We start from the raw sequence: 23,532 nt of genomic DNA, 5'->3' as shown, positions 1-23,532 counted from the left end.
CATGGAAGAAGAAAATGAAGTTAACAGCCTAACTGGTATATTTGATATAAGACAGTTTTTGTCTAAATTGTTGCGCTTGTGGTGGTTGTTATTACTTTGCCTAGGTGTAGGTATAGGTTATGCCTATTATAAGAACCAATTTATACAGACCTACTATGATATGGAATCCTTAATTAGTATTAAGGACAATTCAAATCCGTTATTTACAAGTAATACCAGTCTTACCTTTAATTGGGGTGGTACTACAGATAAGGTTACTACAGCGATTACTCAATTCAAATCACGCTCTCATTCAGAGAAAGTTGTGGACGAACTTCAGTTTTATATCAATTACATTAAAGAAGGTAAGTATTATAATGTAGACGCTTATAAGCAAACACCTTTCTTTATTTATGCCGTAGAAGATGCCTTGCAAATAAAAGGCAATTCCATACGTATTAATGTTTTAAACGATAAAGAATTTGAGTTAAGTGCTGATTTTAGTTCAAATAAGGCAGGTGCTTTTAATTATTTCACCAAAGAAACAGGTCAGGTAGATATTCCACAAGGAGAGTGGAAACAGAAATTTGAATTTGGTAAGCCTATAGATCTGCCTTTTTTACATGTGACTATAGAAAAGACCAGCAGTACCATTCAAAAAGGGACTTGGTTATTTAATTTTGGTGATTACTGGGGTACGGTAAGTCGTTATAAAGGTATATCTATTCTTCAAAAGCCTACTGGTTCTTCTATCATACAACTTTCCTTGAGAGGTTCTAATAAAGATAGGTTAGTAGATTATATCAACTCCAGTTCTGTTGTTCTAGAAAAAGGAGAACTAGAACGTAAGAATAAATTTGCTGTCAGTACGATTAAGTATATCGATAGTAGTCTTATCGCTCAGGCAGAGGCTATTAAAGCATCTGAAGATGAATTGAAAGATTTTCAATCTAAGAGTCAGTTAATAGACGCAACAGTTCAAAATAGTGATTTCAATACAAAGCTTACTGATTTTGAATTTCAGCGAACTAACCTTCAGAATAAATTAGATTATTACAATAACCTACGCAATTACCTAAGAGATAAAACAGATTACACAGCCATACAGGCACCTACCGTAGTTGGTATTACAGAAGGTAGTGTAGTAGGAAGTGTTGCCAGATTAATACAATTATCTGAAGAGCGTAAACGCAGGCAGTTTGCCATGAGAGAAGATGCACCTATTTTCAGAGAAATAGATCGCGATATCAACGCTATTAAAGAAGTTATTTTTGAAAATATTTCTAGTTCAAAAGCTCAACTTAATGGCGAGTTAAAACAACTCAACTCTGAGATTTATAAAATAGAAGCTCAGATTAAAACCTTACCTAAAGAACAACAAGAATATCTTAAAATACAGCGTCAGTTTGATTTGAGACAGAATGCTTATAATATCTTTCAGGCTAGAAGAGCAGAGGCAGAGTTAGTTAAAGCAGCAAACGTGTCGGATATTTATGTCATAGATGCTGCAAAAAATATAGGTAGAGGTGGACAGCGCAAAGACTCAAATATCAATTACTTAATTGCTTTAATGGTGGCATTTGCAGCTCCTATTTCAGTCGCTTTTGTACTTACTTTTTTAGATAACTATGTGCATAGCCCTAAAGACCTTGAAAAACTGAGCCCAGTTTCTGTGTTAGGTGTTGTGGGTAAAATGGATCATCCTACTAATTTAATAGTGCGTGACAAACCTAAATCTACGATAGCAGAATCTTTTAGAGGTATACGTTCTAGTTTACACTTTATTTACGATCAAGAATCACAATACAACTCACGTACTATTATGGTTACCAGTAGTGTAAGTGGGGAAGGGAAGACATTTACCAGTATCAACCTTGCTACTGTTTTTGCTTTAAGTGGTAAACGCACCTTGCTGGTAGGTTTAGATTTAAGAAAGCCTAAGATATTTGATGATTTTGAGATTGATAACGATTTAGGAGTTTCTAACTACTTAGTAAACGATTGCTCCTTAAATGATATTATAAGGTCTGCAGGAATAGAAAATCTGGATATAGTACTTTCTGGTCCTGTACCGCCTAATCCTAGCGAACTTATAATGTCTAAGCGTGCCGGTGATATGATAGAAGAATTTAAAAAGAATTACGATTACATCATTCTAGACACACCACCATTAGGTCTAGTGGCAGATGCGTTAGAAATAGCAAAACATGCCGATGCATCTCTTTACATGATACGTCAGGGCTATACTAAAAAGGAAATGCTAAATGTGGTGAATGAAAAATATAAAAGAGAAGAGATAAAAAACTTGAGTTTTATATTTAATCATTTTAGTGATAAAGGGACTTACGGTTATGGCTACGGTTACGGTTACGGCTATGGTTATGGAGCCTATGGTAATGGATATCATGAAAATGATGTGAAAGATGGTTTTTTAATGAAAATTAAAAAAGTCGTACGATCTATATTTAAACTTAAGAGCTAATTTATGTCAGATAAAGACTGGCTTTATGAAATCAAGCCTAAAGGAAAATTAATTGACCTGAACCTAAAAGAAATATGGCGTTATAGAGACCTGCTAGTTCTTTTTGTTAAGCGTGATATTGTCACTGTCTATAAACAAACCGTTTTAGGGCCTTTATGGTTTTTAATTCAGCCACTTTTTACGAGTGTGGTTTTTACGCTAGTTTTTAACACATTTGCAGATATTAAAACAGGCGGTGTACCACCATTTCTATTTAATCTGGCAGGTATTACCTTATGGAATTATTTTAAAGAATGTCTAACTTCTTCTAGTTCCACATTTACAGCAAATGCGAGCTTATTTGGTAAAGTGTATTTTCCTAGATTTATTGTACCGGCTTCTAAGGTGCTGTCAGGACTGTTTAAGTATGGTATACAGTTACTTATATTTGTCATCTTTTACTTATATTTTGTATTTGTAAAAGATATAGATATTCTTCCATCTATATACGTTTGGTTATTTCCATTGGCCATACTCAACATGGCTTTACTAGGACTAGGTATAGGTATGATTTTGAGTTCTATGACTACTAAGTATCGAGATCTTACTATATTAGTTTCCTTTGGTATCAACCTATTAATGTATTTAAGTGCGGTGATGTATCCATTAAGCGAGGCAAAAATAAAAAGCCCAGATTGGGCATGGATTATAGAAGCAAATCCACTAGCGCAAGTGATAGAACTATATAGAAACCTATTATTAGGTACAGGTGATATTTCTTTTTCTGGTTTAGGTATCAGTTCGTGTATAGCGATTATTGCTTTTTTAGTAGGTCTTGTAATTTTTAATAGAACCGAAAAAACTTTTATCGACACCGTATAATGGCAGCAATACGACTATACTGGTGGAGTGAAATCTTTATCCAGAAAAAACAGAAAGAAAACTATGGCGATCTATTAGGTAAATATCTAGTAGAAAAAATTTCTAGTAAAAAAGTAACTTGGGTACGTGCTCAAAAATTTTCTATTAGAAATCTATTCAGTCCTTTGTATGTGACCATAGGCAGTGTTCTCGCACATATCAATACCTATTGCACGGTATGGGGTAGTGGTATTAACCATAAAGATGAATCTATAGCTAGTGCTAGATTTTTGTCTGTTAGAGGTCCGCTTTCGCGAAAGCGAATACTCGAACTAGGTTATGAGTGTCCAGAGGTCTATGGAGATCCGGCACTTTTATTACCGTTATATTATCAGCCTAAAGTAGATAAAAAATATACATTAGGAATCATACCACATATCACTGACCTAGAAATAGCAAAGAAACTTTATGGGCAAAGTAAAGGTGTCAAAATTATAGATTTTAATACCAACGATATAGAAGAAACAACTAGTGAAATACTAAATTGTGAGCAGGTTTTATCTTCTTCTTTACATGGTATTATCGTTGCGCATGCTTATCAAATACCGGCTGTACAGGTCAAGTTTTCAGATAATATTTATGGTGATGGTGTTAAGTATCACGATTATTTATTGTCTGTAGGTTTAAATACTTATCAACCAGAATTTATAAAGAATGAGATAGGGGTAAATGAAGCGGTGACTATGATAAAGAATCATGAAAGTTCATTACCATCTAATCAGGTAATTCATAATATACAGCAAGGATTAATGGCTGTGTGTCCTTTTAAAACTGCAAGCGATGAGTGATGATGTTATTTTAAAAGCTGTAAATGTTTCTAAACAATACCGTTTAGGAACCGTAGGAACTGGTACCTTAAGTCATGATTTAAATAGATTTTGGGCTAAGATAAGAGGTAAAGAAGACCCTTATCTTAAAATAGGTGCTGTAAATGATCGCAGTGCTGCGGCCACTAGTGATTATGTGTGGGCGATAAAGGATATAAACTTTGAGGTAAAACGTGGCGAGATACTAGGTATTATTGGAAAGAATGGTGCTGGTAAATCTACTTTATTAAAGATACTTTCTAGAGTAACCAGCCCTACAACAGGTTCTATAAAAACTAAAGGTCGCATCGCGAGTTTACTAGAAGTAGGTACTGGTATGCATCCAGAACTTACAGGTAGAGAAAATGTATATCTCAATGGTGCTATTTTAGGAATGACTAAAACAGAGATAGCAAGTAAGATTGATGAGATAGTTGAGTTTTCTGGCTGTCAGATGTACATCGACACACCTGTAAAGCGTTATTCTAGCGGTATGCGCGTGCGATTAGGGTTTGCAGTAGCTGCCTTTCTCGAGCCAGATATTCTAGTGGTAGATGAGGTACTGGCCGTAGGAGATGCCGAATTTCAGAAAAAGGCTATTGGTAAAATGCAGGACATTTCTAATACTAGTGGAAGGACGGTGCTTTTTGTGAGTCACAATATGGCTGCTGTGAAGAGTTTGTGCACGAGAACTATTGTTTTAAGTAATGGAGAAATTAGTTTTGTAGGAGAAACTAATGACGCGATAAATGATTATTTAAAGATATCATCGAATAATCAGAATGATATGCAGATAAAACAATCTGACCTTATTTCTGAAATCCGATTAGAAGAGAAAAACATTAATCATAACCAAAATTTACGTATTCATTTAAAGTTAGATTATAAAGAATATGATACGATAACCATTGGTTATGTTTTAGAAAATAATTTTGGAGAAAGAGTAGCAGCAGCAAATATGCATCAAGCCTCTCTAAAATTTGAAAAACAAAACGGAACTGATGTAGTCATAGAGATTCAAAATATGACTCTAGTTCCAGGTCTTTATAACATTTCATTATTCCTAGGAAATGGAACTTTTGATTTAGAAGAATTGAGAAATGTTTGCGAGTTTTCTATGGAATGGAATTATAATATAACCTTGCCAAAAAAGAATTGGGGACAAAATTACTTTAGCACTTTATGGATTCAGTAAAAACAAATTGCATATTATGCAAATCAAATGACTTGTCAATTGAGTCGACTTTTGATTCAAAATTGATTAATAATATTTATCAAGAGTCATTTGGTAGAGATTTTTCTCAGTTTTTCAACCTTGAATCTTTTTCTTTTTTTAAATGCAATGATTGTAGCCATTTGTTTTTTGATCCTAGAATGGCTGGTAATGATAAGTTCTATGAAGTTTTACAAGAGATAAGAGATAATTATTACAGTCCGTTGAGACCTGAATTTTTAATGATTAAAAAATATATAACTCAAAAAGATAAAGTCTTAGAAATAGGTGCTGGCGATGGAGATTTTGCAAAAGTTATAAGTTGTAATAGCTATGTAGGTTTAGAATTCAATGATCTGGCCATTAAAAATGCAATGGCAAAAGGTGTTAGACTTAAAGATGAAAGTGTTGAAACTCATTCTTTATCGAACAAAGAGGTTTATGATATTATTGTAAGTAATCATGTTCATGAACATGTAAGTGATTTATATAGTTTTATAGAAGCTGGGGTAAGATGTTTAAGGAAAGATGGATACTATATTTTTTCCGTACCGAATAATGATAATCATGACACATCTAGTATCAACCATACTTTGAATTTACCACCACATCATATATCTAGGTTTACTAAGAAATCATTTGAAAGTTTAGATGTTTTTGGTTTAAAACTGATATCTGTAGAATCGGTTAAGATTTCTAAATCTCGCAAGTATCGTCTAGGTATAGTTAATAATTTTCTTTTAAAGAAAATAACAAAATTAAATAATTGGAATCAAGTCGCTATTTCACTCAAGTCCGTTAATAAATCAACTAATTTGATAAATAAACTCCCGATTAAGTTGAAACTTGTTATCTATAAGTTCTTAATTAAAGATCAAGGTTTAAATAGTGTTGTTGTGTATAAGAAATTGTAATTGATTTTAAAATGAATAAAAATGTGCTGATAGTTATGAACTCTTTTCCAGAGCTTTCAGAGACTTTTATTAGAGATCATATTCTTTCTGCTTTAAATGTTTCAGAAAGTGTTTATGTTGGTGCAAAAACGATAAAATCAAATACGCAGGCGTTAGAAGGATATCATGATATTATATCTAAGGTAAAAATTTTTGAGATAGGAACCTTTTATGAATTGACAAAATTTAAAGCTCTTCTGTCATTAATTAATCCATTTAATTTTTATGACTTTCTCTTACTTAAGTTTAATAAAAAAGATTTCAAAAAAAAAATACTCAATAAAAGGTTTAAAAAACTTGTTGAGAATAATCAGATAGAAAACATACATTTTCATTTTGGGGATGTAGCTAGAGAGTTTTTAAAAGTTATTGGGCCGATACAAAATGTAAAGATTCATGTCACTTTTCATGGTTATGATATTAGGCACCTTTCACAATATCCTCAATTTTATACTCCGATAATCCAACATGTTGATACACCTATAGCAATCTCTACTTGGAATTTTAAGGCTTTGTTATCTGCTGGATTTAATTCAGAGAAAATAAAGAGAATAAATAACCCAATTGATGATAAGTTTTTTTCTACGATTAATGTAAAAGAAAAGCAGAGTTTAATAAAAATACTAGCCGTAGGTAGATTAGAAAAAGTTAAAGGCTTTGATAACCTTTTAAGAAGTGTCTCTCTATTACTAACGTTATTAAAGGAGAAGGAAGTTGAGATACAGTTAACTATAATAGGAGAAGGCGCAGAAAGGCAAAATTTAGAAATGCTTATTATGGAATTGGGAATACAGAATGTAGTTTCTTTAACTGGTTCTAAAAATAGATTTGAGATAAAAGAGATGTATAATCAATCTGATTTTTTAGTAATAAGTAGTTTGCATGAAGCATTACCTACAGTTATGCTAGAGGCTATGAGTATGGGGTTACCTATCGTGTCAACCTCAGTAGGTTCAATTCCTTATGAATTACCTGATGATAATATTCTATGTTCTCGAAATGAACCATCTGAAATGGTTCAAGGATTAGAACAAATGATATTTTTAAAGAGTTCATGGGATGCAATAGGTAAGAGCAATCGACAGTATATTTTAAAAGAATATGGAAGAGATGTTTTTGAGACAATATTGGGGTTATTGTATTAATATTTTAAATATTTAATCTATATTCATTAAGTAATGAAAGACAATTTAATTTCTATAATAATACCGAGTTATAATAGAGCGAATCTTATTTTAGAAACTTTAGAATCTATAAAAAATCAAACCTATTCTAATTGGGAATGTATTATTGTGGATGACGGTAGCACTGATGATACGGAACAGGTTGTAAATGATTATATAATAGATAAGTCTAGGTTTTCATATCAACATAGGCCATTAAATAAGCCTAAGGGAGCAAATGCCTGTCGTAATTACGGCTTGAGTATTTCAAATGGGGATTATATTATATTTTTTGATAGTGATGATGTTTTAGTATCCACAGCCTTTGAAAATAGAATAAAGGAATTTCAAAAAAATGATAATGTAGACATAGTTATCTTTGAAATGGGGAAATTTGTAAATAACGATTTAAAAGCTAAAGACAAATCTTTAGTTATTAACGGAAGTTGGAAGGTAGCGCTCGATCATTTTTTAACTTTAAAAATTTTGCCTTGGAGTATTTGTCGACCTACCTTTAAAAAAAGTGTTCTTGAGAATATTAAATTTAATGAAACCCTTCAAAGATTTCAAGATGTAGATTTTAACATAAGATTACTAGCTACTGTTAAGCCTAACTATATATCTATTCCACTAATAGATTGCTACTATAGGGTAGCAGATAATAATAATCCTAGAAAGCCAGAGTTTTTTCAACATGTTATAGAATCTGTAGGAATATTTATTGAATCCATCATGTCATGCTTAGATGATTCTAATATAACTTTACCTAAAGAGAAAATAAAGGAATGGATTTTTGAAATCATAAACAATTATATGAATTCAAAGGTTGATATTTCAACGTTATATAAAACTATATCAAAATCAAATGATTTATTAGACCTTAATAAGAAGGAATTGTTTTTACTATATAGTCTGGGTTACTTGAATAAAACATTTAAGAATAAAAAAGGTTATTACTTTTTATATAAAAGGATAAAAAATAAATACTTCAATATTATCATTAAATGAAAATATTATTTATATCAATGCCGTCAGTACATGCAACTAGATGGATATCTAATGTAGATGATGACTTTAATGAATTATATTGGTTTAATGTTCTAAGTAAAGATAATGTTGAATTTGAAAATAGAGTTGTAAAATTTAATGAATGGCATAAACGCAAAATAACGCCTATTAAAGGAGAGTACTCTTTATCAAAATCTAAGCCCCAATTATATGCTTTGATAAGGCCTATTTTAGAAATTACCGAAAATCAATATTTACATCAAATAATCTCTCAAATTAAACCTGATATTATTCATGTCTTTGAGATGCAAACTTGTTTTTATCCTATTGTGAGAACTTTAAAGTCTTACATTGATATAAAGGTCATATATTCTTGCTGGGGTAGTGATTTATTCTATTATCAATCTTTTAAAAACCATAAGAGGAAGATAAAAAATGCTTTACAACTAGTAGATTTGTTACATGTTGATAATCAAAGAGATATACAGATAGCAAGGAGGCTTGGTTATAAAGGTTTAACAACAATAATTCCAGGAGGTGGTGGCTATAAAACAAACTTTTATTTTAAATATAATAAACCAGTATCTAAGCGATCTATTATTTTAGTTAAAGGTTATGAACATGATTTTGGACGAGCAATAAATGTCATCAAAGCCCTAAATAATATTAGCTTACCTAATAGATTTGAAATAATAGTTTTTGGAGCACACGCAAAAACAATTCAATTTATTAATGAGAACAAGTTAGATTTATTAACTTATGGAAGGCATAGTTTAGGCCATGAAGAATTATTTAAACTTATGGGGCAAACTTATATATATATCGGCAATAGTATTTCAGATGGTATACCTAATACTCTAATAGAAGCTATGATGATGGGAGCATTTCCAATTCAAAGTAATCCAGGAGGTAGTACAGCGGATTTAATAATTCATCGATTCAATGGGTGTTTAATAGATAATCCTTTAGATGTTGAAGATATTTCAAATCAAATATTGTTTGCGCTAAATGAAAAGCATTTGATTGAACAAGCTTACGTTGAAAACCAATCGACAATTAATTTAAAGTATAATTATGATTTTGTTAAAAAGCAAATAAATAAACTTTATGACTAGTATCGTTAATCATTTCTAATTGAAGTTTAGCAATATGAAGTTTTAATTTAAAGAAATCAACTTAATAGTAGATATTAATAATTGTTATTTATATCGACAATTACAAAGTACATTGTTTAAGATTGATTAGATAACGTAAATTTGTATCTCTAAAGATAAATATAATGAATCATTTAATCACAGGGGTAGCAGGAAATGTAGGGAGTGCGCTTGCTGCACATTTACTTAATAACGGTCATAAGGTAGTAGGGGTAGATAACTTAAGTACTGGAGATAAAAACAAACTGCCTCTAAATAACAATTTTACATTTATTAAACTAGATGTAAATGTTTATGAAGAAATAGCTGAAGTTATGCTGTCTCAACCTTTTGATTATGTCCATCATTATGCTGCTTTAGTAGGTGTTCAAAGAACATTGGAACGTCCAATAGATGTACTAAAGGACATAGATGGGATAAAAAATATATTACAACTCAGTAAAAACACAGGAGTAAAAAAAATATCCTACTCTTCTAGTAGTGAGGTGTATGGAGAGCCTGTAAGTTTACCTCAAATTGAGAACGAAACTCCCTTAAATTCAAAGCTACCCTATGCTGTTGTTAAAAATATAGGAGAGGCTTATTTCAGATCATATAAACAAGAATATGACTTAGATTATGTTATTTTTAGATTTTTTAACACCTATGGTCCTCAGCAAAGCATTGATTTTGTTATACCTAAATTATTAAAACAAGCATTGAATAATCATGACATAACAATTTATGGTGATGGTTTACAGTCTAGAACATTTTGTTATATAGATGACAATATAGAGGCTAGTCAGCTCATATTTGATAATGTTTCTTTGAAAAATGATGTGTTTAATATAGGTAATGACATTGTTTATAACATTAAAGAATTAGTAGAAGTTATTTTAAAAGTGACAGGAAGCTCTTCAAAAGTAATTCATTTACCAGCCTTAGAAGAAGGAGATATGACACGCAGGCAACCGGACATTTCTAAAATGAGAGCGATTTTAAATAGAGATTTAGTATCCTTGGAGGATGGTATATCAAAATTATTGAATAAACAAAGTAAATAATAAATATGCGCATAGGTCGTAGCGAGGAACATGATAAGAAATATCAAGGAAGTAAAGCTTTAAATAGAGTTATTATACCTTTATACATTCCACATGAGAATGATTATTACAAAGACTCTTTCAAAATTTTTAAATCATGTGTGACTAGTTTACGATTAACTTCAGATAATATTACACCGATAAGCGTTATTGCAAATGGATGTTCTAAAGAAATACATTCAAAACTTCTTGATTTACAAAACGATGGGCTTATTGATGAGCTTTTATTAGAAACGGAACAATTGGGGAAGGTCAATAGTTTGCGTCGCGTGATAGGGGCAAGTGAAGAGCCATACCTTACTATTACGGATGGTGATGTAATGTTTCTAAAAGGATGGGATGCTCAAGTTTCACAAGTTTTTCAAAATTTTCCACGTGCGACTGTTGTATCACCTGTTCCTAATTTTAAGACATTTAATCAATTCACTAGTAATATATGGCTAGAACATTTATGGAGTGGTAAGGTGGTATTTGAGAATTCGGCAGATCCTGAAGGATTAGAAAAATTCGCAAAAAGTATTGGATGGCCTTATTTGAATGACAATCAAAAAGATGTAATATTGACTATTACTATAAAAGATTTTAAAGCTACTGTGGGATGCGGTCATTTTTGTGCTACTTATAAAAGAGATGCTCTTCTATTTGCACCAAATGAATCTTCGGAGTTTGTGTTAAGCGGCAATTCGGAAGAAGTTTATTTAGACATTCCTACTGTAAGAAATGATGGATACAGATTATCGACTCATAAAAACCATGCATACCATTTAGGTAATACTTGGGAATCTTGGATGGACCAAGAGCTATCTAATTTGAATAACTTAGATACAGAAAAAATATATTGGCCTAGTTACAGTAAAATAAAAGAAAAACCTTTGAGGTATTGGATTAAATTTATTTTTTTTAAAAATCTTCTCTCTAAAAAAAAGGTTTACAATTATGCAATAAGTTGTTTCAAGCTACCACTAGTTTTTAGAGATCATTACTTGAAATAAATTAAAATGAATCTCTCCATAGTCATAGTGAATAGAAATAGAACTTTTGAAATTGTTGAAAAGACGCTAGATTCTATATATCCACAGCTCAATGATAGCATTATGCTTACCATTGTAGATTACGGTAGTGATATAGATTATCAAGACAAATTTAAAGCACTAATAGAAGAAAGTTATCCCAAAATTTATTTGATACTTTGCCCTACGCAAGGTCAACTTTTTCATAAAACGCGTGCTATTAATATGGTGTTGCGCAATTGTACGACAACCTTTTTTATGGTTTTAGATATGGATTGTATAACACATCCAGAATTTATAGAAAAGGCGTTGATACTAGCCTCAGAAAATGAGGTGATTAATTTTCCCTATGGATTTTTAAAAGAAGAAGAAAGTAAGAGCTTAAAAACATTCAGTGATTATCATATAGATTTTATAGGTGGATTAACCGGCACAGCTATTTTTAATACAGATAAATTACAAACCATAAATGGATTTGATGAGTTCTATCACAGTTGGGGTGCCGAAGATGCCGATATGTTTGACCGTCTAGAACGCATTGGTGTACAGATTACCTTGTATAAGGAAGATGTTTTGTTATTGCATCAATGGCATGAAAAAGGGTATAGAAATATAAAAAGTAAGCAACCGTTTCATAGCTACTTAGAAAAGGTGAATCATGAATATTACACGCTTTCGCGAAAGCGTAACATCACAAAAGTCAACCTAAATAATAACTGGGGTTTGGCCTGTGATCCTGCGGCATATACACGTTTAAAAGAACCTGCCGAAATCTGGGAATTTCAAAACTATCAACAAGAAATTATCGGTTTATTTGCGAGCCTAATAGTTCAGCCACCAGAAAACCCTGTGGAGATAAGAATAACCAAGGTTTTAAAAAATAGTAAGGATAAAATTAAAAAAATTCTTCACAAAAGAACGAAACCTGTTCTAGATATGGATCTGGTTAATGATAGACTACTAGAAACGATTATCTTGCATTATCGCAACCGTCCGTACTTTTATGAGTATGATACAAATTTAGCGGTTATAAAGGTGCTCATTTAATGGCAAACTAAATATCGATGATTGAAAAAGTGACCAGTTATACAGCTATTAAAGACTTTATTCTAGAAATAGAAGATAAATATCCTGTAGATAAATGGGTGTATAATGATATTCCATTCTGGCCTCATATTAGGGTAAAGCTATATTATGCGCTTATTCAGTCTGTTAATAATCAAGAGCATCAAAAAGTTAATAAAACAATTCATGTTAATCAAATATGCACTTCTAGATTACAACAGTTAAAACAATTATGGATTTCTTTTTTTGCTTTTAAAAATTTTATTAAAAGTGTAAATAAGAGAGAGTTGCTTTTTATGAGCCTCGATATGCATAAGGTAATTCATAATGAGATCTATTTTAATAGGTTTTTTGACTCTATGATTGCGGTAAATGATTTAGAAAAGAATTCGTTTACATTTGAAATCAAGAAACATTTGTGTCCTTGTTATAACCAGAATGCTGTGGAAACAGTAGCACCGTACTTAGATTTTTATAATAAGAGATACAAAATAACTCGCTTTTTATATCCATTAATGAATCTAGAATCTAACAATACCCAAGGAGTTGATCAGTTTAGGGTGTTTTTAAATAATAATGGATTATTTGAAATTTCTAATCAACTCAAAAATTCTAATTTAGAAAAATGGTCGACTAAGATTAGAGTTTTTTCAAATTTCTATACGAGGTACCTAATTAAGGCTAAGACAAAGAAAGTTATTGCAGTTAGTTATTATGGATTTGACAGTATGTGGTCTTGCATGCATGCAGCAAACAAATTAGGTATTCCTACGGTAGATTTTCAGCATGGTCCACAGACTGAGGTGCATATGGCATATGCTAGTTGGTCAAAAATTCCTAAAAATGGATTCTCGATTATGCCTAAGGAATATTGGTGTTGGGATAAAGAGTCTGCTCAAGAAATCAATAAATGGGCAATATCGGTAAACACAATAGCAAAAGTTTATGGACAACCATGGTTAGCTTTTACACAAAATGAAAATAAGAAGGTAGATACTTCAGAAAAGGAACCTTTTGTTTTATATACCCTACAAACCTTTCCTTTATTTACATTAGAGAATACATTCACACCGGATATTATAAAATTAATAGAAAATTCAAAGTATAAATGGATTCTTAGGTTGCATCCCAGTAATTCTCAAGATTCACATTTAGTTGAAAGTTACCTAGAAGAAAATCATGTAAGAAAAGAAAAATACACTATTCAAGGACCTAGTGACACTCCGTTGCCTGAAGTTTTAAGAGGATCCTTACTGCACATAACAAACTACTCAGGTTGTACAATTGAGGCAAGGGAATTAGGAGTTAAAACCATACTAATTGATACAGTAGGGTTAGAGGTGTTTAAAAGCTATATTGATAATGATTTAGTTGTCTTTGCCAATAAAGAAGAAATTGAATTTCATGATAAATTAGAGAGGTTGATATTAGAAACTGTTAAGAATGAGAATTTGTCAAGTAGAAAAATAGTTAATCCTTTAGAGTTTTAAAGAAGTTGAAATTCCAATTTTTCTTGATGAGTTGCTGCATAGGTATTTCTATCAGTTTGTAAGTGATCATAGAAATCGTAATCAAAATGAGTAGACGAATACTAAATAAGGCATTTACATTTGTAATATATAGTCGTTCTAGATGTGCCTCTAGGTTTAAGTTTGCTAATAAAGACCAAACTGGTTTTTGTAAAATGTAGATTCCAAAACTTATTTCTCCTAGAAACAAGAAAATGTTTTTATTAAAGAAGTTAGCAAGAGGTTTTTCATTTAGAGCAATTGTTAATACTAACACAGCCATTAAAGGAGATAAAATTCCGTTATGGAAGTATTTTACTATCTCCATTCTAAATGAAAAGAATATTAATGATACAAGTAATAGACTTAGGTAGATGTTACCCAGTTTGTTTAACTGATTTCGATACTTTAAGAATATTAGTCCGGTTAGATTACCAATTAAAAATGAGTTGAAATGCATGATAGGATGATATCTCAAATCTCTCTCAATGTAATAAGGGAATTCTACCATGTTTTCTATAATAAGAATATGTAGAATTTGTGATGCGATCCAAAACAGACTCAGTGCAATGGAGATATTTTTAAGTTCCCATTTTTGGTATATCCAATTGGTTAAAAATGGAAACATCGCATAAAAGAAAAACTCTACAGATAGTGACCATGCCGTAAAATTAATGACTAGACCTTTGCCAGCAATCCAAGATTGAATTAATATAAATGTGTAAATGATATCTAATTTATCATAACCTAAAGATTTGTCAATAATCATGCAGGCTACTAGAGCAAATAAGTATAGAGGAACTATTCTCGCGATTCTGTTTTTTAAATAAGAAAAAAATGAGATTCGGCCTTTATTTTGATATGCTATAACCATTACAAATCCAGAAAGAACAAAGAAGTAACTGACTCCCAAATAGGCATGTTTAAAAATGAAATCAATAGATTCATGAGTAAACAAAACCGTTTCTCTAGCATAGTGATAAGAAACTATGGCAATAGCTGCTAGAAATCTAGTAAATGTTAATTGATCAATCCTCATTTTAAACTATAAAATTTAAAGCGGCAATCTACTATTTTTTTTCTAGCGCTATTTAATTTTTAATTTAATATCTGCTTAGAATGGTACTAGAGATGTTTAAATTTACCATATGAAAATCCTCCTAGTTTCCATGAATAATTTACACTTTACTCGCTGGTCTGACCAGTTGAGGGAAAGTGGTCATGAGGTATACTGGTTTGATATATTAGATCAAGGATATTCTCCTGCTTTGAGTTGGATGACTCAAGTCACTGGATGGAAAAAAGGGTTTTTAAAAAAGAGAGGAAGAACCTTTGTTAAAAAACGGTTCCCTAAATTCTTCTCGTTTCTATCATCAAAATTAGACATATCTGTAGAAACAGCATTTGAAAAAGCGCTTTTAGAAATACAACCAGATGTCGTTCATAGTTTTGCTTTATATATTTCATGTACACCTATTTTTAAGGTGATGAAAAAACATGAGAATGTAAAATGGATGTATTCTTCATGGGGTAGCGATTTGTATTATTATCAAAATATACCAGAGTATTTAAATGATATTCAAAAAGTATTACCACGAGTCGATTACCTAATAACAGACTGTTTAAGAGATCATAAGATTGCAATTAAACATGGTTTTAAAGGAGATTTCTTAGGTGCCTTTCCTGGTGGTGGTGGTTTTAAACTAACAGCTATTCAAAAATATATAAAACCTGTTGCAGAAAGGAAGGTTATTCTCATAAAAGGAAATCAAAATAGATCTGGTAGAGCATTGCCAGTTTTAGAAGCAATAGTTTCTATAAGTAAATTACTCATTGATTATAAAATTATCGTTTTCGGTGCTACAAATCCTGAGGTCAGAGCATTTCAAAACCAGAAGGAACTAGACATAACCGTAAATGGTATTTTGAGTCATGATCAAATACTCAAGCTGATGTCTTCATCTCTAATTTATATAGGTAACAGCAATTCTGACGGTATGCCTAATACTATGTTAGAGGCTATTTGCAGCGGTGCTTTTCCTATCCAAAGCAATCCAGGAAACGCCACTGCCGAGGTTTTGACGCATCAGTCTAATGGCTTGCTTATTGAAGATTGTGAGGATATGGAAGAAATTAAGCAAAACATTACTTTTACTATACAAAACTTAGATATGATTCAAAAAGCTTTTGAATACAATCAGCTCTATGCGCAAGAGCATTTATCTCGCACAATTGTTACAAAGAAAGTACTACTAATGTATCAATCTACAGAACCCAACTATGCAACTAACTAACCTAGTCATTATACCAGCACGCGGTGGCTCAAAAAGGCTGCCTGGAAAAAACTTAAAAGAATTAGATGGTATACCATTAATCCAGCATAGTATACAATATGCTTTATTAGCTGGTAGTCTAATTGATAAAATCGTCGTTACCACAGACAGTAATGACATAGCGCAAGTGGCTATGGATTGTGGCGTAGAAGTGATCAAAAGGCCAACAGAACTATCTGGTGATCATGAGCCCGTTATAAGTGCGATGCAACATACTCTGGAATCCCTATCAGGTTCTTATGAAAATGTCATCTTGTTACAACCTACAAATCCGTTGCGACCAAAGAATTTACTGAAAGAATCTTTAGAATCTTTTGAGAGTTCTAAAGTAGATAGTTTAATGACGGTGGATTTTCTAAAAGAAAAATTCGGTAAAATAGTAGGCGATAAATTTGTGCCAGAAAACTATATTATGGGACAAAGAAGTCAGGATTTGCCACAATTGTATCGAGAAAATGGGCTGCTTTATATCACAAAGGTGAGTGAGATTTTAGAAGGAAACATTCTTGCAGAACATAATTTTGCTATGGTCGTAGATCATCCATTTTCTAGAGTAGATATAGATGATATCACCGATTTTAAATTTGCTGAGTTAATGCTAGAAATGCATGCCTCATGAAAAGAGTTGTACTTTTAACTTCTGGAGAATTGCGTCATGATTTTTTCAAGATGTACATCTCGTTGCAGCCTGGAATAGAGGTAGTCAGGACTTACTGCGAGAGTATCGAAAGAAATCTAGTTTCTAAAATTAAAGATACAAAGCAGTCTCATCTTAGATTTCAACATTTACAGGCTAGAGAACAAACAGAGATCGATTTCTTTTCAATATTTGTTGCGTATAGTCAAGATCTATCACAATCTAAACATATTGAAAAAGGAGCTATTAATGATCCAGAGATCGTTCAAGAAATTATTGAGTTGTCTCCAGATTTAATAATTTCATACGGTTGCTCTATAATCAAAGCGCCTTTGATAGAGGCATTTCCAGATCGTTTTATAAATATACATTTAGGATTATCGCCCTATTATCGAGGTAGTGGGACTAACTTCTGGCCATTTGTAAATGATGAACCAGAATATTGCGGTGTCACTTTTATGAATATAGATAGAGGAATAGATACTGGAAAAGTGATACATCAAATACGTCCAGATATGTATCCGCTAGATACTTTTCATGTGATATGTAATCGATTGCTTATTAAATCTTTTAAGACTTGTGCATCCCTAATTAATCAATATGATCGATTAATTTCTATGCCTCAAATTAAAGATTCAAATAAAGATAAGATTTATAAAAACGCAATGTTTGACGAGAGTAGTGTAGAGATGTTGTATTCTCGCTTTCGCGAAAGCGGAATTACCAACTACTTAAGAGATAAAAAACAAAAAGATCTTCTTGTACCTATTATAAAAAATAGTGCCTTATGATGAAAGCAGTTATGTATCATTATGTAAGACCTGACTCTACAAACCTGCCGTTTTTTAAAAATCTACATGTAGAGGATTTTGAAAAACAATTAGATTTTTTTGAAGAAACTTATGGGTTTGTAGATAAAAATGATTTTTTGAAAAGTTTAGAAACTGGGCAACCTGTCCGAGGTGTCGTTCTAACCTTTGACGATGGCTTTAAAGACCATTATAAGTATGTAATGCCTGTTCTTTTAAGAAGAAAACTATGGGGATTGTTTTATATCAACACAGGAGTACATCAACAGCAGAAAATACTAGATGTACATCGCATACACTTATTATTGGGTAAGTACAGTGGTGAAGAAGTGTATCTCAAATTAAATGAAATTCTAGAAAACAAGCATTTAAAGGACGAAGAAATAACCGCCTTTAAAGAAGATACCTATCAATTACAGGTTAATGATGCTCATGCAGCACTGGTAAAACGCACATTAAATTATTACATAGATTATGACTATAGAGAGTCTATTCTAGATGTGTTAATGGATCATTTTTTTGAAAACCAAGATCACTTATTTTCTGAAACTTATATATCACCTACAGAAATGATCGAGATGCAAGAAAAAGGGATGGTCATAGGTAGCCACACGGTAAATCATCTAATCATGAGTAAGTTAAGTCTTGCTAGACAAGAAGAAGAAATAGTAGATTCCTTTGAACATTTAATGACTCATATTGTTCCATTAGATATAAAGACATTTTGTTACCCTTATGGAGGATTTCATACCTTTACAAAAGAAACAGAAACCTTGCTAGAAAAGCATCAGGTGCAGTTTTCATTTAATGTAGAATCTAGGGATATTACATCAAATGATTTGCACAATAGGAAACAAGCGTTACCTCGATATGATTGTAATGAGTTTCCATATGGCAAATGCCGCAATTAACAATTAACTATGAATCCATTTATAGAAATAGCAGGACGTAAAATAGGTCCAGATTATCCGCCATTAATAATCGCAGAATTAGGTATTAACCATGAAGGTAGTCTAACAGCTGCAAAAGAAATGGTAGACGCAGCAGCGAGAGCTGGTGTAGAGGTTCTTAAACACCAAACGCATATCGTAGAAGACGAGATGACTGGTGCTGCAAAGAAAGTGATACCAGGTAATGCAGACGTTTCTATCTATGAAATAATGGAGCGTTGTGCTCTTAATGAAGAAGATGAAAGAGCATTAAAAGCCTATGTAGAAGAAAAAGGAATGATCTTTATATCAACCCCTTTTTCTAGAGCAGCTGCAAATAGATTGCAATCTATGGATGTAGAAGGCTATAAAATAGGTAGTGGTGAGTGTAATAATTATCCTTTACTAGAACATATCGCTAGATTTCAAAAACCTGTGATTCTCAGTACAGGAATGAATACCATAGAGAGTGTTTCTAAAGCGGTTGCTATATTTAAAAAACACAACGTACCACTAGCGATTTTACATACAACCAATTTATATCCAACACCAGCACATCTCGTACGTTATGGAGCAATGGTAGAGATGCATGAGGCTTTTCCAGATTTGGTTTTTGGACTGTCAGATCATACAGTTTCTAATCTAGCGTGTTTTGGTGCTGTAGCATTAGGAGCATCTATTTTAGAAAGACACTTTACAGACCACATGCAGCGCACAGGTCCAGATATAGTGTGTTCTATGGACGAGAAAGAAACCAAAGAATTAATAGAAGGAAGTGCGTTACTACAACAAATGCGTGGTGGGACAAAAGAACCAACTGCCGAAGAGCAAGTGACCATAGATTTTGCCTTTGCAACCGTATGTGCTATTCAACCTATTAAAAAAGGAGAGGCTTTTTCTAAAGATAATATTTGGGTGAAAAGACCAGGTACAGGAGAAATACTAGCAGTAGATTATGATCAGGTTTTAGGTCAGGTTGCTCTTAGAGATATAGAGATAGATAGTCAGTTGCTTAAAAGTGATGTAGAGCTTTCATGATTGGAATAAAAAAAATAGCATTTCTTACAGGTACTCGAGCAGATTTTGGCAAAATAAAATCCTTGATTCAAATGCTTGTGGAGCACGATGGTTTTGATCCCTATGTATTTGCAACTGGTATGCATCTAATTCCTATTTATGGCGATACGATTGTAGAGATAGAACGATGTAATTTCCCTCATCTTTATCGATTTGAGAACTTTACAAGTGAGAATACGATGGATCTTACACTGGCTAAAACTATAGAAGGTTTTAGTGCTTATGTAAAAGAGGTAGAGCCAGATTTAATAGTCGTTCATGGAGATAGAGTAGAGGCGCTGGCAGCAGCAACTGTAGGAGCTTTGAATAATATTTTAGTAGCTCATATAGAAGGTGGAGAATTAAGCGGTACTATAGACGAATTGATACGTCATGCGGTTTCAAAGCTTTGTCATGTACATTATGTGTCTAACATAGAAGCAAAAAACAGACTGATGCAAATGGGAGAATTACCACAAGCAATTTCTGTAATAGGTTCTCCAGATGTCGATATCATGTTCTCAGATCAACTTCCAGATCTAGAAGAAGTGAAGAATTATTATGACATCGATTTTAAAGAATATGCGATATGCATGTTTCATCCAGTAACTACCGAGGTTGATTTATTAAAAGATCAAATCTATGCATTAAGAGATGCTATGATAGAATCTGGTAAGAATTATTTAATCATTTACCCTAATAACGATCACGGTTCTAGTATTATACTAGATGCTTGGAAAAGTATAGCGTCTCATAAACAATTTAGAATACTACCTTCTTTAAGATTTGAATATTTTCTAGTAGCGCTTAAATATGCCTCTTTTATGATAGGTAATAGCAGTGCAGGTGTGCGAGAAGCACCGTATTATGGAATACCATCCATAAACATTGGATCAAGACAGTTAAATAGAGTTACTTCTAGTGCAGTGATTAATGTAAATGCCGATAAAAAAGAAATTTTAGAGGCGATTTTAAATCTGCCAGAAGAGCGTTTTGAAATCGAAAATACATTTGGCTCAGGGAATAGTGCAACACTTTTTAAGGAATCGCTAGAAAGTGATGATTTATGGAATTTAAACCATCAAAAACAGTTTCTAGATGTCAGACCATAAGCCTAAGATATTTGTACTTCTACCAGATGGGGTGGGTTTAAGGAATTTTGCTTTTACTGATTTTAAAGAAATTGGCGAGCAAATGGGTTTTGAGGTCGTTTTTTGGAACAACACTATATTTCCACTTCAGGAAGAGTTAGGGTTTAAAGAAGTTGTAATTTCTAATGCAGGGCTTCATCCTTTAACAGGTGTTTTATCTCGTGCAAGAAAACGTGTAGAGTTATCGCTTTCGCGAAAGCGAACTAATGATAAAGTCTACGATACATACAAATTTCCATTACGCTGGAAAGGAATTAAAGAAGGGCTTAAAAATCTAATAGTTTTTTATTATCAAAATTTTAGATCTTCAAAAAGTGGGCTAGAAAAGTTATTGATTAAAATCGATGACAAAGAACGTTCTACTGATCGTTATAAGGAATTAAAGAGTCAGCTAGAAGAACATGAGCCGGTAATGGTTTTTTCTACGACACAACGGGCAACTATGGGAATAGCGCCTATACTTGCAGCAAAAGATTTAGGTATTAAAACGGCTACGTGGGTATATAGTTGGGATAATCTACCCAAAGGAATGTCGACCATTACTACCGATGCTTATTTTGTCTGGTCAGAATTAATGAAGAAGGAATTGCTGGAGTATTATCCAGAAACTAAGAATGCTGCCATACATATAACAGGAACACCACAATTTGAACCTCATTATAATGAGGGTATAATAAAAACTAAGGAGGCCTTTTTTAAAGATCATTCTTTAGATCTTCAAAAAAGATATTTCTGTTTTTCTGGAGATGATTATACAACGTCGCCATTAGATCAATATTATCTTGAAGACTGCGCACAAGCGGTGGAGAAATTGAATTCTGAAGGGTATAACTTAGGAATTATTTATCGTAAAGTGCCTGTTGATTTTACAGGAAGGTATGATGCCGTATTAGAGAAATATAAAGATGTAATTACTAGTATTGAGCCTTTATGGAAACCGGTAGGTAAAGAGTGGAATCAAATCATGCCTACAAAAGAAGATTTTGAACGACTGGTAAATACTTGTTTCCATAGTGAGTTTGTTGTGAACATAGGGTCTTCTATGGTGTTTGATTTTGCCATACATGGTAAATCATGCATTTATCCTAATTATGAACAACCACAATTAACACCTAGTTTAAGTAATATAAAACATGTGTATGAATATGTCCATTTTAGATCTATGCCAGATGTTGAGAAAGCAGTAATTTGGGCAAAGAGTAAAAGTGAGATCTATGAGTGTATTAAAGATCTGTTGGATCAAAAAATATCATCTGTAGTAGAATCTAATGATTGGTTTGAGGTCGTGAACCATCCAGAGTCTCCAGAAAAAGCGAGTGAGCGTATTTGGGATGGGATAAAGGAGATGGTGAAATGAAGTTGTTTTTCTCATACATATCAAAAGTTTTAATAATTCTTGTCGTTTTAAATTATGGTCTAGAACCTATTTTGGATCATGGATTAAATAGTCTGGAAGGAAGTGTTTATAATGAGTGGAATAAAATAGTAAACGGAAATGTTAATGCTGACATAATAGTTATGGGTAGTTCTAGAGGTGTGGTTGGTTATAATTCAGCTATTATTGAAGATACATTAGGTTTTTCATGTTTTAATCTAAGTTTTGATGCAGGACCTCATAATTTACAATATGCAAAATTAAATTCTTATTTGAAGGAAAATAAAATGCCTCAAATTATTATTCAGAATATTGATATTGCTCATTTTTCGAAGATTAATGTGATCCCATTTGAAAAACAATTAATAACCACTATAAATTCTTCACATATTCAAAATGTATATGACGAGATCCCTGGAACGTTACAAAAATTTAAATATAAAGGGGTTTCTAAATTTTCAGTCGATACTAGACTTATTAAATTGAGTCTTTCTAACCTAATTGGACTTGACCCTCAATACTCTTCTAAAATCAAGGGATATAAAGGTATAGAAAAAAGTTTTGAATTGGATAAAAGTAATTTATTGAGGCTAGAGTCTTTAAACTTAGAAAATAAGTTGGAAGGAATCCATCATACATTTGATTTTTATAATCAAAAGTGCTTTGAGAATACTATAATTTATTTTGTTTGGGCACCAGAATTAAATGTGCGGCGAGATCTTAAAAGAGATGTTATCAATGATTGTGTTGCGATTATTGAAAAAAAGACCTTGATCAATAGTAATATGCATTTTATCGATTTAAGAGATGATATTATAGGTGATGACTCAAAATATTTTTATGATTCATTTCATTTAAACGCTTCTGGTTCTGAATGGTTCTCTAGAAAATTGGTTTCGTTAATTAAGCAAGATTAAAT

Annotated in this window: 21 protein-coding genes; 20 read left to right on the top strand and 1 reads right to left on the bottom strand. The window is 32.2% G+C overall.

Going from position 1 to position 23,532, the window contains the following annotated elements:
- Window position 1: 1 nt before the first annotated feature.
- From LY01_RS09185 to LY01_RS09130, 12 genes are all read left to right on the top strand, one after another.
- On the top strand, window positions 2-2,461 hold the full coding sequence (locus LY01_RS09185; RefSeq protein ID WP_104515541.1) for a polysaccharide biosynthesis tyrosine autokinase: 2,460 nt from the start codon (window positions 2-4) through the stop codon (window positions 2,459-2,461).
- A gap of 3 nt (window positions 2,462-2,464) precedes the next feature.
- The gene (locus LY01_RS09180) at window positions 2,465-3,322 is read left to right on the top strand and encodes an ABC transporter permease (RefSeq protein ID WP_104515540.1); all 858 of its coding nucleotides are present in this window, start codon (window positions 2,465-2,467) and stop codon (window positions 3,320-3,322) included.
- Window positions 3,322-4,149 (top strand): polysaccharide pyruvyl transferase family protein, encoded by an 828-nt coding sequence (locus LY01_RS09175; protein ID WP_170034583.1) that lies wholly within the window; start codon window positions 3,322-3,324, stop codon window positions 4,147-4,149. Before LY01_RS09180 ends, LY01_RS09175 begins: the two co-directional genes overlap by 1 nt.
- The gene (locus LY01_RS09170) at window positions 4,142-5,362 is read left to right on the top strand and encodes an ABC transporter ATP-binding protein (protein WP_104515538.1); all 1,221 of its coding nucleotides are present in this window, start codon (window positions 4,142-4,144) and stop codon (window positions 5,360-5,362) included. The genes LY01_RS09175 and LY01_RS09170 overlap by 8 nt, the downstream gene beginning before the upstream one ends.
- Window positions 5,350-6,294 (top strand): class I SAM-dependent methyltransferase, encoded by a 945-nt coding sequence (locus tag LY01_RS09165; protein WP_104515537.1) that lies wholly within the window; start codon window positions 5,350-5,352, stop codon window positions 6,292-6,294. Before LY01_RS09170 ends, LY01_RS09165 begins: the two co-directional genes overlap by 13 nt.
- Before the next feature lie 11 nt (window positions 6,295-6,305).
- Window positions 6,306-7,478 (top strand): glycosyltransferase family 4 protein, encoded by a 1,173-nt coding sequence (locus LY01_RS09160; RefSeq protein WP_104515536.1) that lies wholly within the window; start codon window positions 6,306-6,308, stop codon window positions 7,476-7,478.
- Between the two features lie 33 nt (window positions 7,479-7,511).
- Window positions 7,512-8,504 carry a glycosyltransferase family 2 protein gene (locus LY01_RS09155; protein WP_104515535.1) on the top strand — a complete coding sequence of 331 codons (993 nt, stop codon included), beginning with the start codon at window positions 7,512-7,514 and terminating at the stop codon, window positions 8,502-8,504.
- A complete protein-coding gene (locus LY01_RS09150; RefSeq protein WP_104515534.1) occupies window positions 8,501-9,619 on the top strand; it encodes a glycosyltransferase in 1,119 nt (372 codons plus the stop codon). Before LY01_RS09155 ends, LY01_RS09150 begins: the two co-directional genes overlap by 4 nt.
- Before the next feature lie 164 nt (window positions 9,620-9,783).
- Window positions 9,784-10,701: an NAD-dependent epimerase/dehydratase family protein gene (locus LY01_RS09145; RefSeq protein WP_104515533.1), complete on the top strand. Its 918-nt coding sequence runs from the start codon at window positions 9,784-9,786 to the stop codon at window positions 10,699-10,701.
- A 5-nt stretch (window positions 10,702-10,706) separates the two neighbouring features.
- Window positions 10,707-11,732: a glycosyltransferase family 2 protein gene (locus LY01_RS09140; RefSeq protein WP_104515532.1), complete on the top strand. Its 1,026-nt coding sequence runs from the start codon at window positions 10,707-10,709 to the stop codon at window positions 11,730-11,732.
- Between the two features lie 6 nt (window positions 11,733-11,738).
- Window positions 11,739-12,797 carry a glycosyltransferase family 2 protein gene (locus LY01_RS09135; RefSeq protein ID WP_104515531.1) on the top strand — a complete coding sequence of 353 codons (1,059 nt, stop codon included), beginning with the start codon at window positions 11,739-11,741 and terminating at the stop codon, window positions 12,795-12,797.
- A 17-nt stretch (window positions 12,798-12,814) separates the two neighbouring features.
- Window positions 12,815-14,305: a hypothetical protein gene (locus LY01_RS09130; RefSeq protein WP_104515530.1), complete on the top strand. Its 1,491-nt coding sequence runs from the start codon at window positions 12,815-12,817 to the stop codon at window positions 14,303-14,305.
- On the opposite strand, the gene LY01_RS09125 is transcribed toward LY01_RS09130, so the two are convergent.
- Window positions 14,286-15,362, bottom strand: a complete 1,077-nt coding sequence (locus tag LY01_RS09125) for an acyltransferase family protein (RefSeq protein WP_104515529.1) — start codon at window positions 15,360-15,362, stop codon at window positions 14,286-14,288. The genes LY01_RS09130 and LY01_RS09125 overlap by 20 nt on opposite strands.
- Window positions 15,363-15,471: 109 nt before the next feature.
- Between LY01_RS09125 and LY01_RS09120 the strand changes: the two genes are divergently transcribed.
- The 8 genes from LY01_RS09120 to LY01_RS09085 are packed head-to-tail and all read left to right on the top strand — an operon-like array spanning window position 15,472 to window position 23,530.
- Window positions 15,472-16,617, top strand: a complete 1,146-nt coding sequence (locus tag LY01_RS09120; protein WP_104515528.1) for a glycosyltransferase — start codon at window positions 15,472-15,474, stop codon at window positions 16,615-16,617.
- Window positions 16,604-17,275: an acylneuraminate cytidylyltransferase family protein gene (locus LY01_RS09115; RefSeq protein WP_104515527.1), complete on the top strand. Its 672-nt coding sequence runs from the start codon at window positions 16,604-16,606 to the stop codon at window positions 17,273-17,275. The genes LY01_RS09120 and LY01_RS09115 overlap by 14 nt, the downstream gene beginning before the upstream one ends.
- On the top strand, window positions 17,272-18,084 hold the full coding sequence (locus LY01_RS09110; protein ID WP_104515526.1) for a formyl transferase: 813 nt from the start codon (window positions 17,272-17,274) through the stop codon (window positions 18,082-18,084). Before LY01_RS09115 ends, LY01_RS09110 begins: the two co-directional genes overlap by 4 nt.
- Window positions 18,081-19,013 carry a polysaccharide deacetylase family protein gene (locus LY01_RS09105; protein WP_170034581.1) on the top strand — a complete coding sequence of 311 codons (933 nt, stop codon included), beginning with the start codon at window positions 18,081-18,083 and terminating at the stop codon, window positions 19,011-19,013. Before LY01_RS09110 ends, LY01_RS09105 begins: the two co-directional genes overlap by 4 nt.
- A 9-nt stretch (window positions 19,014-19,022) precedes the next feature.
- Window positions 19,023-20,069: an N-acetylneuraminate synthase family protein gene (locus LY01_RS09100; RefSeq protein WP_104515525.1), complete on the top strand. Its 1,047-nt coding sequence runs from the start codon at window positions 19,023-19,025 to the stop codon at window positions 20,067-20,069.
- Window positions 20,066-21,199 carry a UDP-N-acetylglucosamine 2-epimerase gene (neuC, locus tag LY01_RS09095; RefSeq protein WP_104515524.1) on the top strand — a complete coding sequence of 378 codons (1,134 nt, stop codon included), beginning with the start codon at window positions 20,066-20,068 and terminating at the stop codon, window positions 21,197-21,199. The genes LY01_RS09100 and neuC overlap by 4 nt, the downstream gene beginning before the upstream one ends.
- Window positions 21,186-22,595: a UDP-glycosyltransferase gene (locus LY01_RS09090; protein ID WP_104515523.1), complete on the top strand. Its 1,410-nt coding sequence runs from the start codon at window positions 21,186-21,188 to the stop codon at window positions 22,593-22,595. The genes neuC and LY01_RS09090 overlap by 14 nt, the downstream gene beginning before the upstream one ends.
- Window positions 22,565-23,530, top strand: coding sequence for a hypothetical protein (locus LY01_RS09085; protein ID WP_146080405.1), 966 nt, complete (start codon window positions 22,565-22,567; stop codon window positions 23,528-23,530). The genes LY01_RS09090 and LY01_RS09085 overlap by 31 nt, the downstream gene beginning before the upstream one ends.
- Window positions 23,531-23,532 lie beyond the last annotated feature (2 nt).

Origin of the sequence: Nonlabens xylanidelens (assembly GCF_002934445.1) — a bacterium.
GTDB classification, from domain to species: Bacteria; Bacteroidota; Bacteroidia; order Flavobacteriales; family Flavobacteriaceae; genus Nonlabens; species Nonlabens xylanidelens.
The sequence above is the reverse complement of the archived record's forward strand: the minus strand, read 5'-3'. Positions and strand labels throughout refer to the sequence as shown.

What these genes read in the sequence shown, in the direction of transcription:
- LY01_RS09185 (WP_104515541.1), top strand. Translation starts at nt 2, where the DNA reads ATGGAAGAAGAAAATGAAGTTAACAGCCTAACTGGTATATTTGATATA.
- LY01_RS09180 (WP_104515540.1), top strand. Translation starts at nt 2,465, where the DNA reads ATGTCAGATAAAGACTGGCTTTATGAAATCAAGCCTAAAGGAAAATTA.
- LY01_RS09175 (WP_170034583.1), top strand. Translation starts at nt 3,322, where the DNA reads ATGGCAGCAATACGACTATACTGGTGGAGTGAAATCTTTATCCAGAAA.
- LY01_RS09170 (WP_104515538.1), top strand. Translation starts at nt 4,142, where the DNA reads ATGAGTGATGATGTTATTTTAAAAGCTGTAAATGTTTCTAAACAATAC.
- LY01_RS09165 (WP_104515537.1), top strand. Translation starts at nt 5,350, where the DNA reads ATGGATTCAGTAAAAACAAATTGCATATTATGCAAATCAAATGACTTG.
- LY01_RS09160 (WP_104515536.1), top strand. Translation starts at nt 6,306, where the DNA reads ATGAATAAAAATGTGCTGATAGTTATGAACTCTTTTCCAGAGCTTTCA.
- LY01_RS09155 (WP_104515535.1), top strand. Translation starts at nt 7,512, where the DNA reads ATGAAAGACAATTTAATTTCTATAATAATACCGAGTTATAATAGAGCG.
- LY01_RS09150 (WP_104515534.1), top strand. Translation starts at nt 8,501, where the DNA reads ATGAAAATATTATTTATATCAATGCCGTCAGTACATGCAACTAGATGG.
- LY01_RS09145 (WP_104515533.1), top strand. Translation starts at nt 9,784, where the DNA reads ATGAATCATTTAATCACAGGGGTAGCAGGAAATGTAGGGAGTGCGCTT.
- LY01_RS09140 (WP_104515532.1), top strand. Translation starts at nt 10,707, where the DNA reads ATGCGCATAGGTCGTAGCGAGGAACATGATAAGAAATATCAAGGAAGT.
- LY01_RS09135 (WP_104515531.1), top strand. Translation starts at nt 11,739, where the DNA reads ATGAATCTCTCCATAGTCATAGTGAATAGAAATAGAACTTTTGAAATT.
- LY01_RS09130 (WP_104515530.1), top strand. Translation starts at nt 12,815, where the DNA reads ATGATTGAAAAAGTGACCAGTTATACAGCTATTAAAGACTTTATTCTA.
- LY01_RS09125 (WP_104515529.1), bottom strand. Translation starts at nt 15,362, where the DNA reads ATGAGGATTGATCAATTAACATTTACTAGATTTCTAGCAGCTATTGCC.
- LY01_RS09120 (WP_104515528.1), top strand. Translation starts at nt 15,472, where the DNA reads ATGAAAATCCTCCTAGTTTCCATGAATAATTTACACTTTACTCGCTGG.
- LY01_RS09115 (WP_104515527.1), top strand. Translation starts at nt 16,604, where the DNA reads ATGCAACTAACTAACCTAGTCATTATACCAGCACGCGGTGGCTCAAAA.
- LY01_RS09110 (WP_104515526.1), top strand. Translation starts at nt 17,272, where the DNA reads ATGAAAAGAGTTGTACTTTTAACTTCTGGAGAATTGCGTCATGATTTT.
- LY01_RS09105 (WP_170034581.1), top strand. Translation starts at nt 18,081, where the DNA reads ATGATGAAAGCAGTTATGTATCATTATGTAAGACCTGACTCTACAAAC.
- LY01_RS09100 (WP_104515525.1), top strand. Translation starts at nt 19,023, where the DNA reads ATGAATCCATTTATAGAAATAGCAGGACGTAAAATAGGTCCAGATTAT.
- neuC (WP_104515524.1), top strand. Translation starts at nt 20,066, where the DNA reads ATGATTGGAATAAAAAAAATAGCATTTCTTACAGGTACTCGAGCAGAT.
- LY01_RS09090 (WP_104515523.1), top strand. Translation starts at nt 21,186, where the DNA reads ATGTCAGACCATAAGCCTAAGATATTTGTACTTCTACCAGATGGGGTG.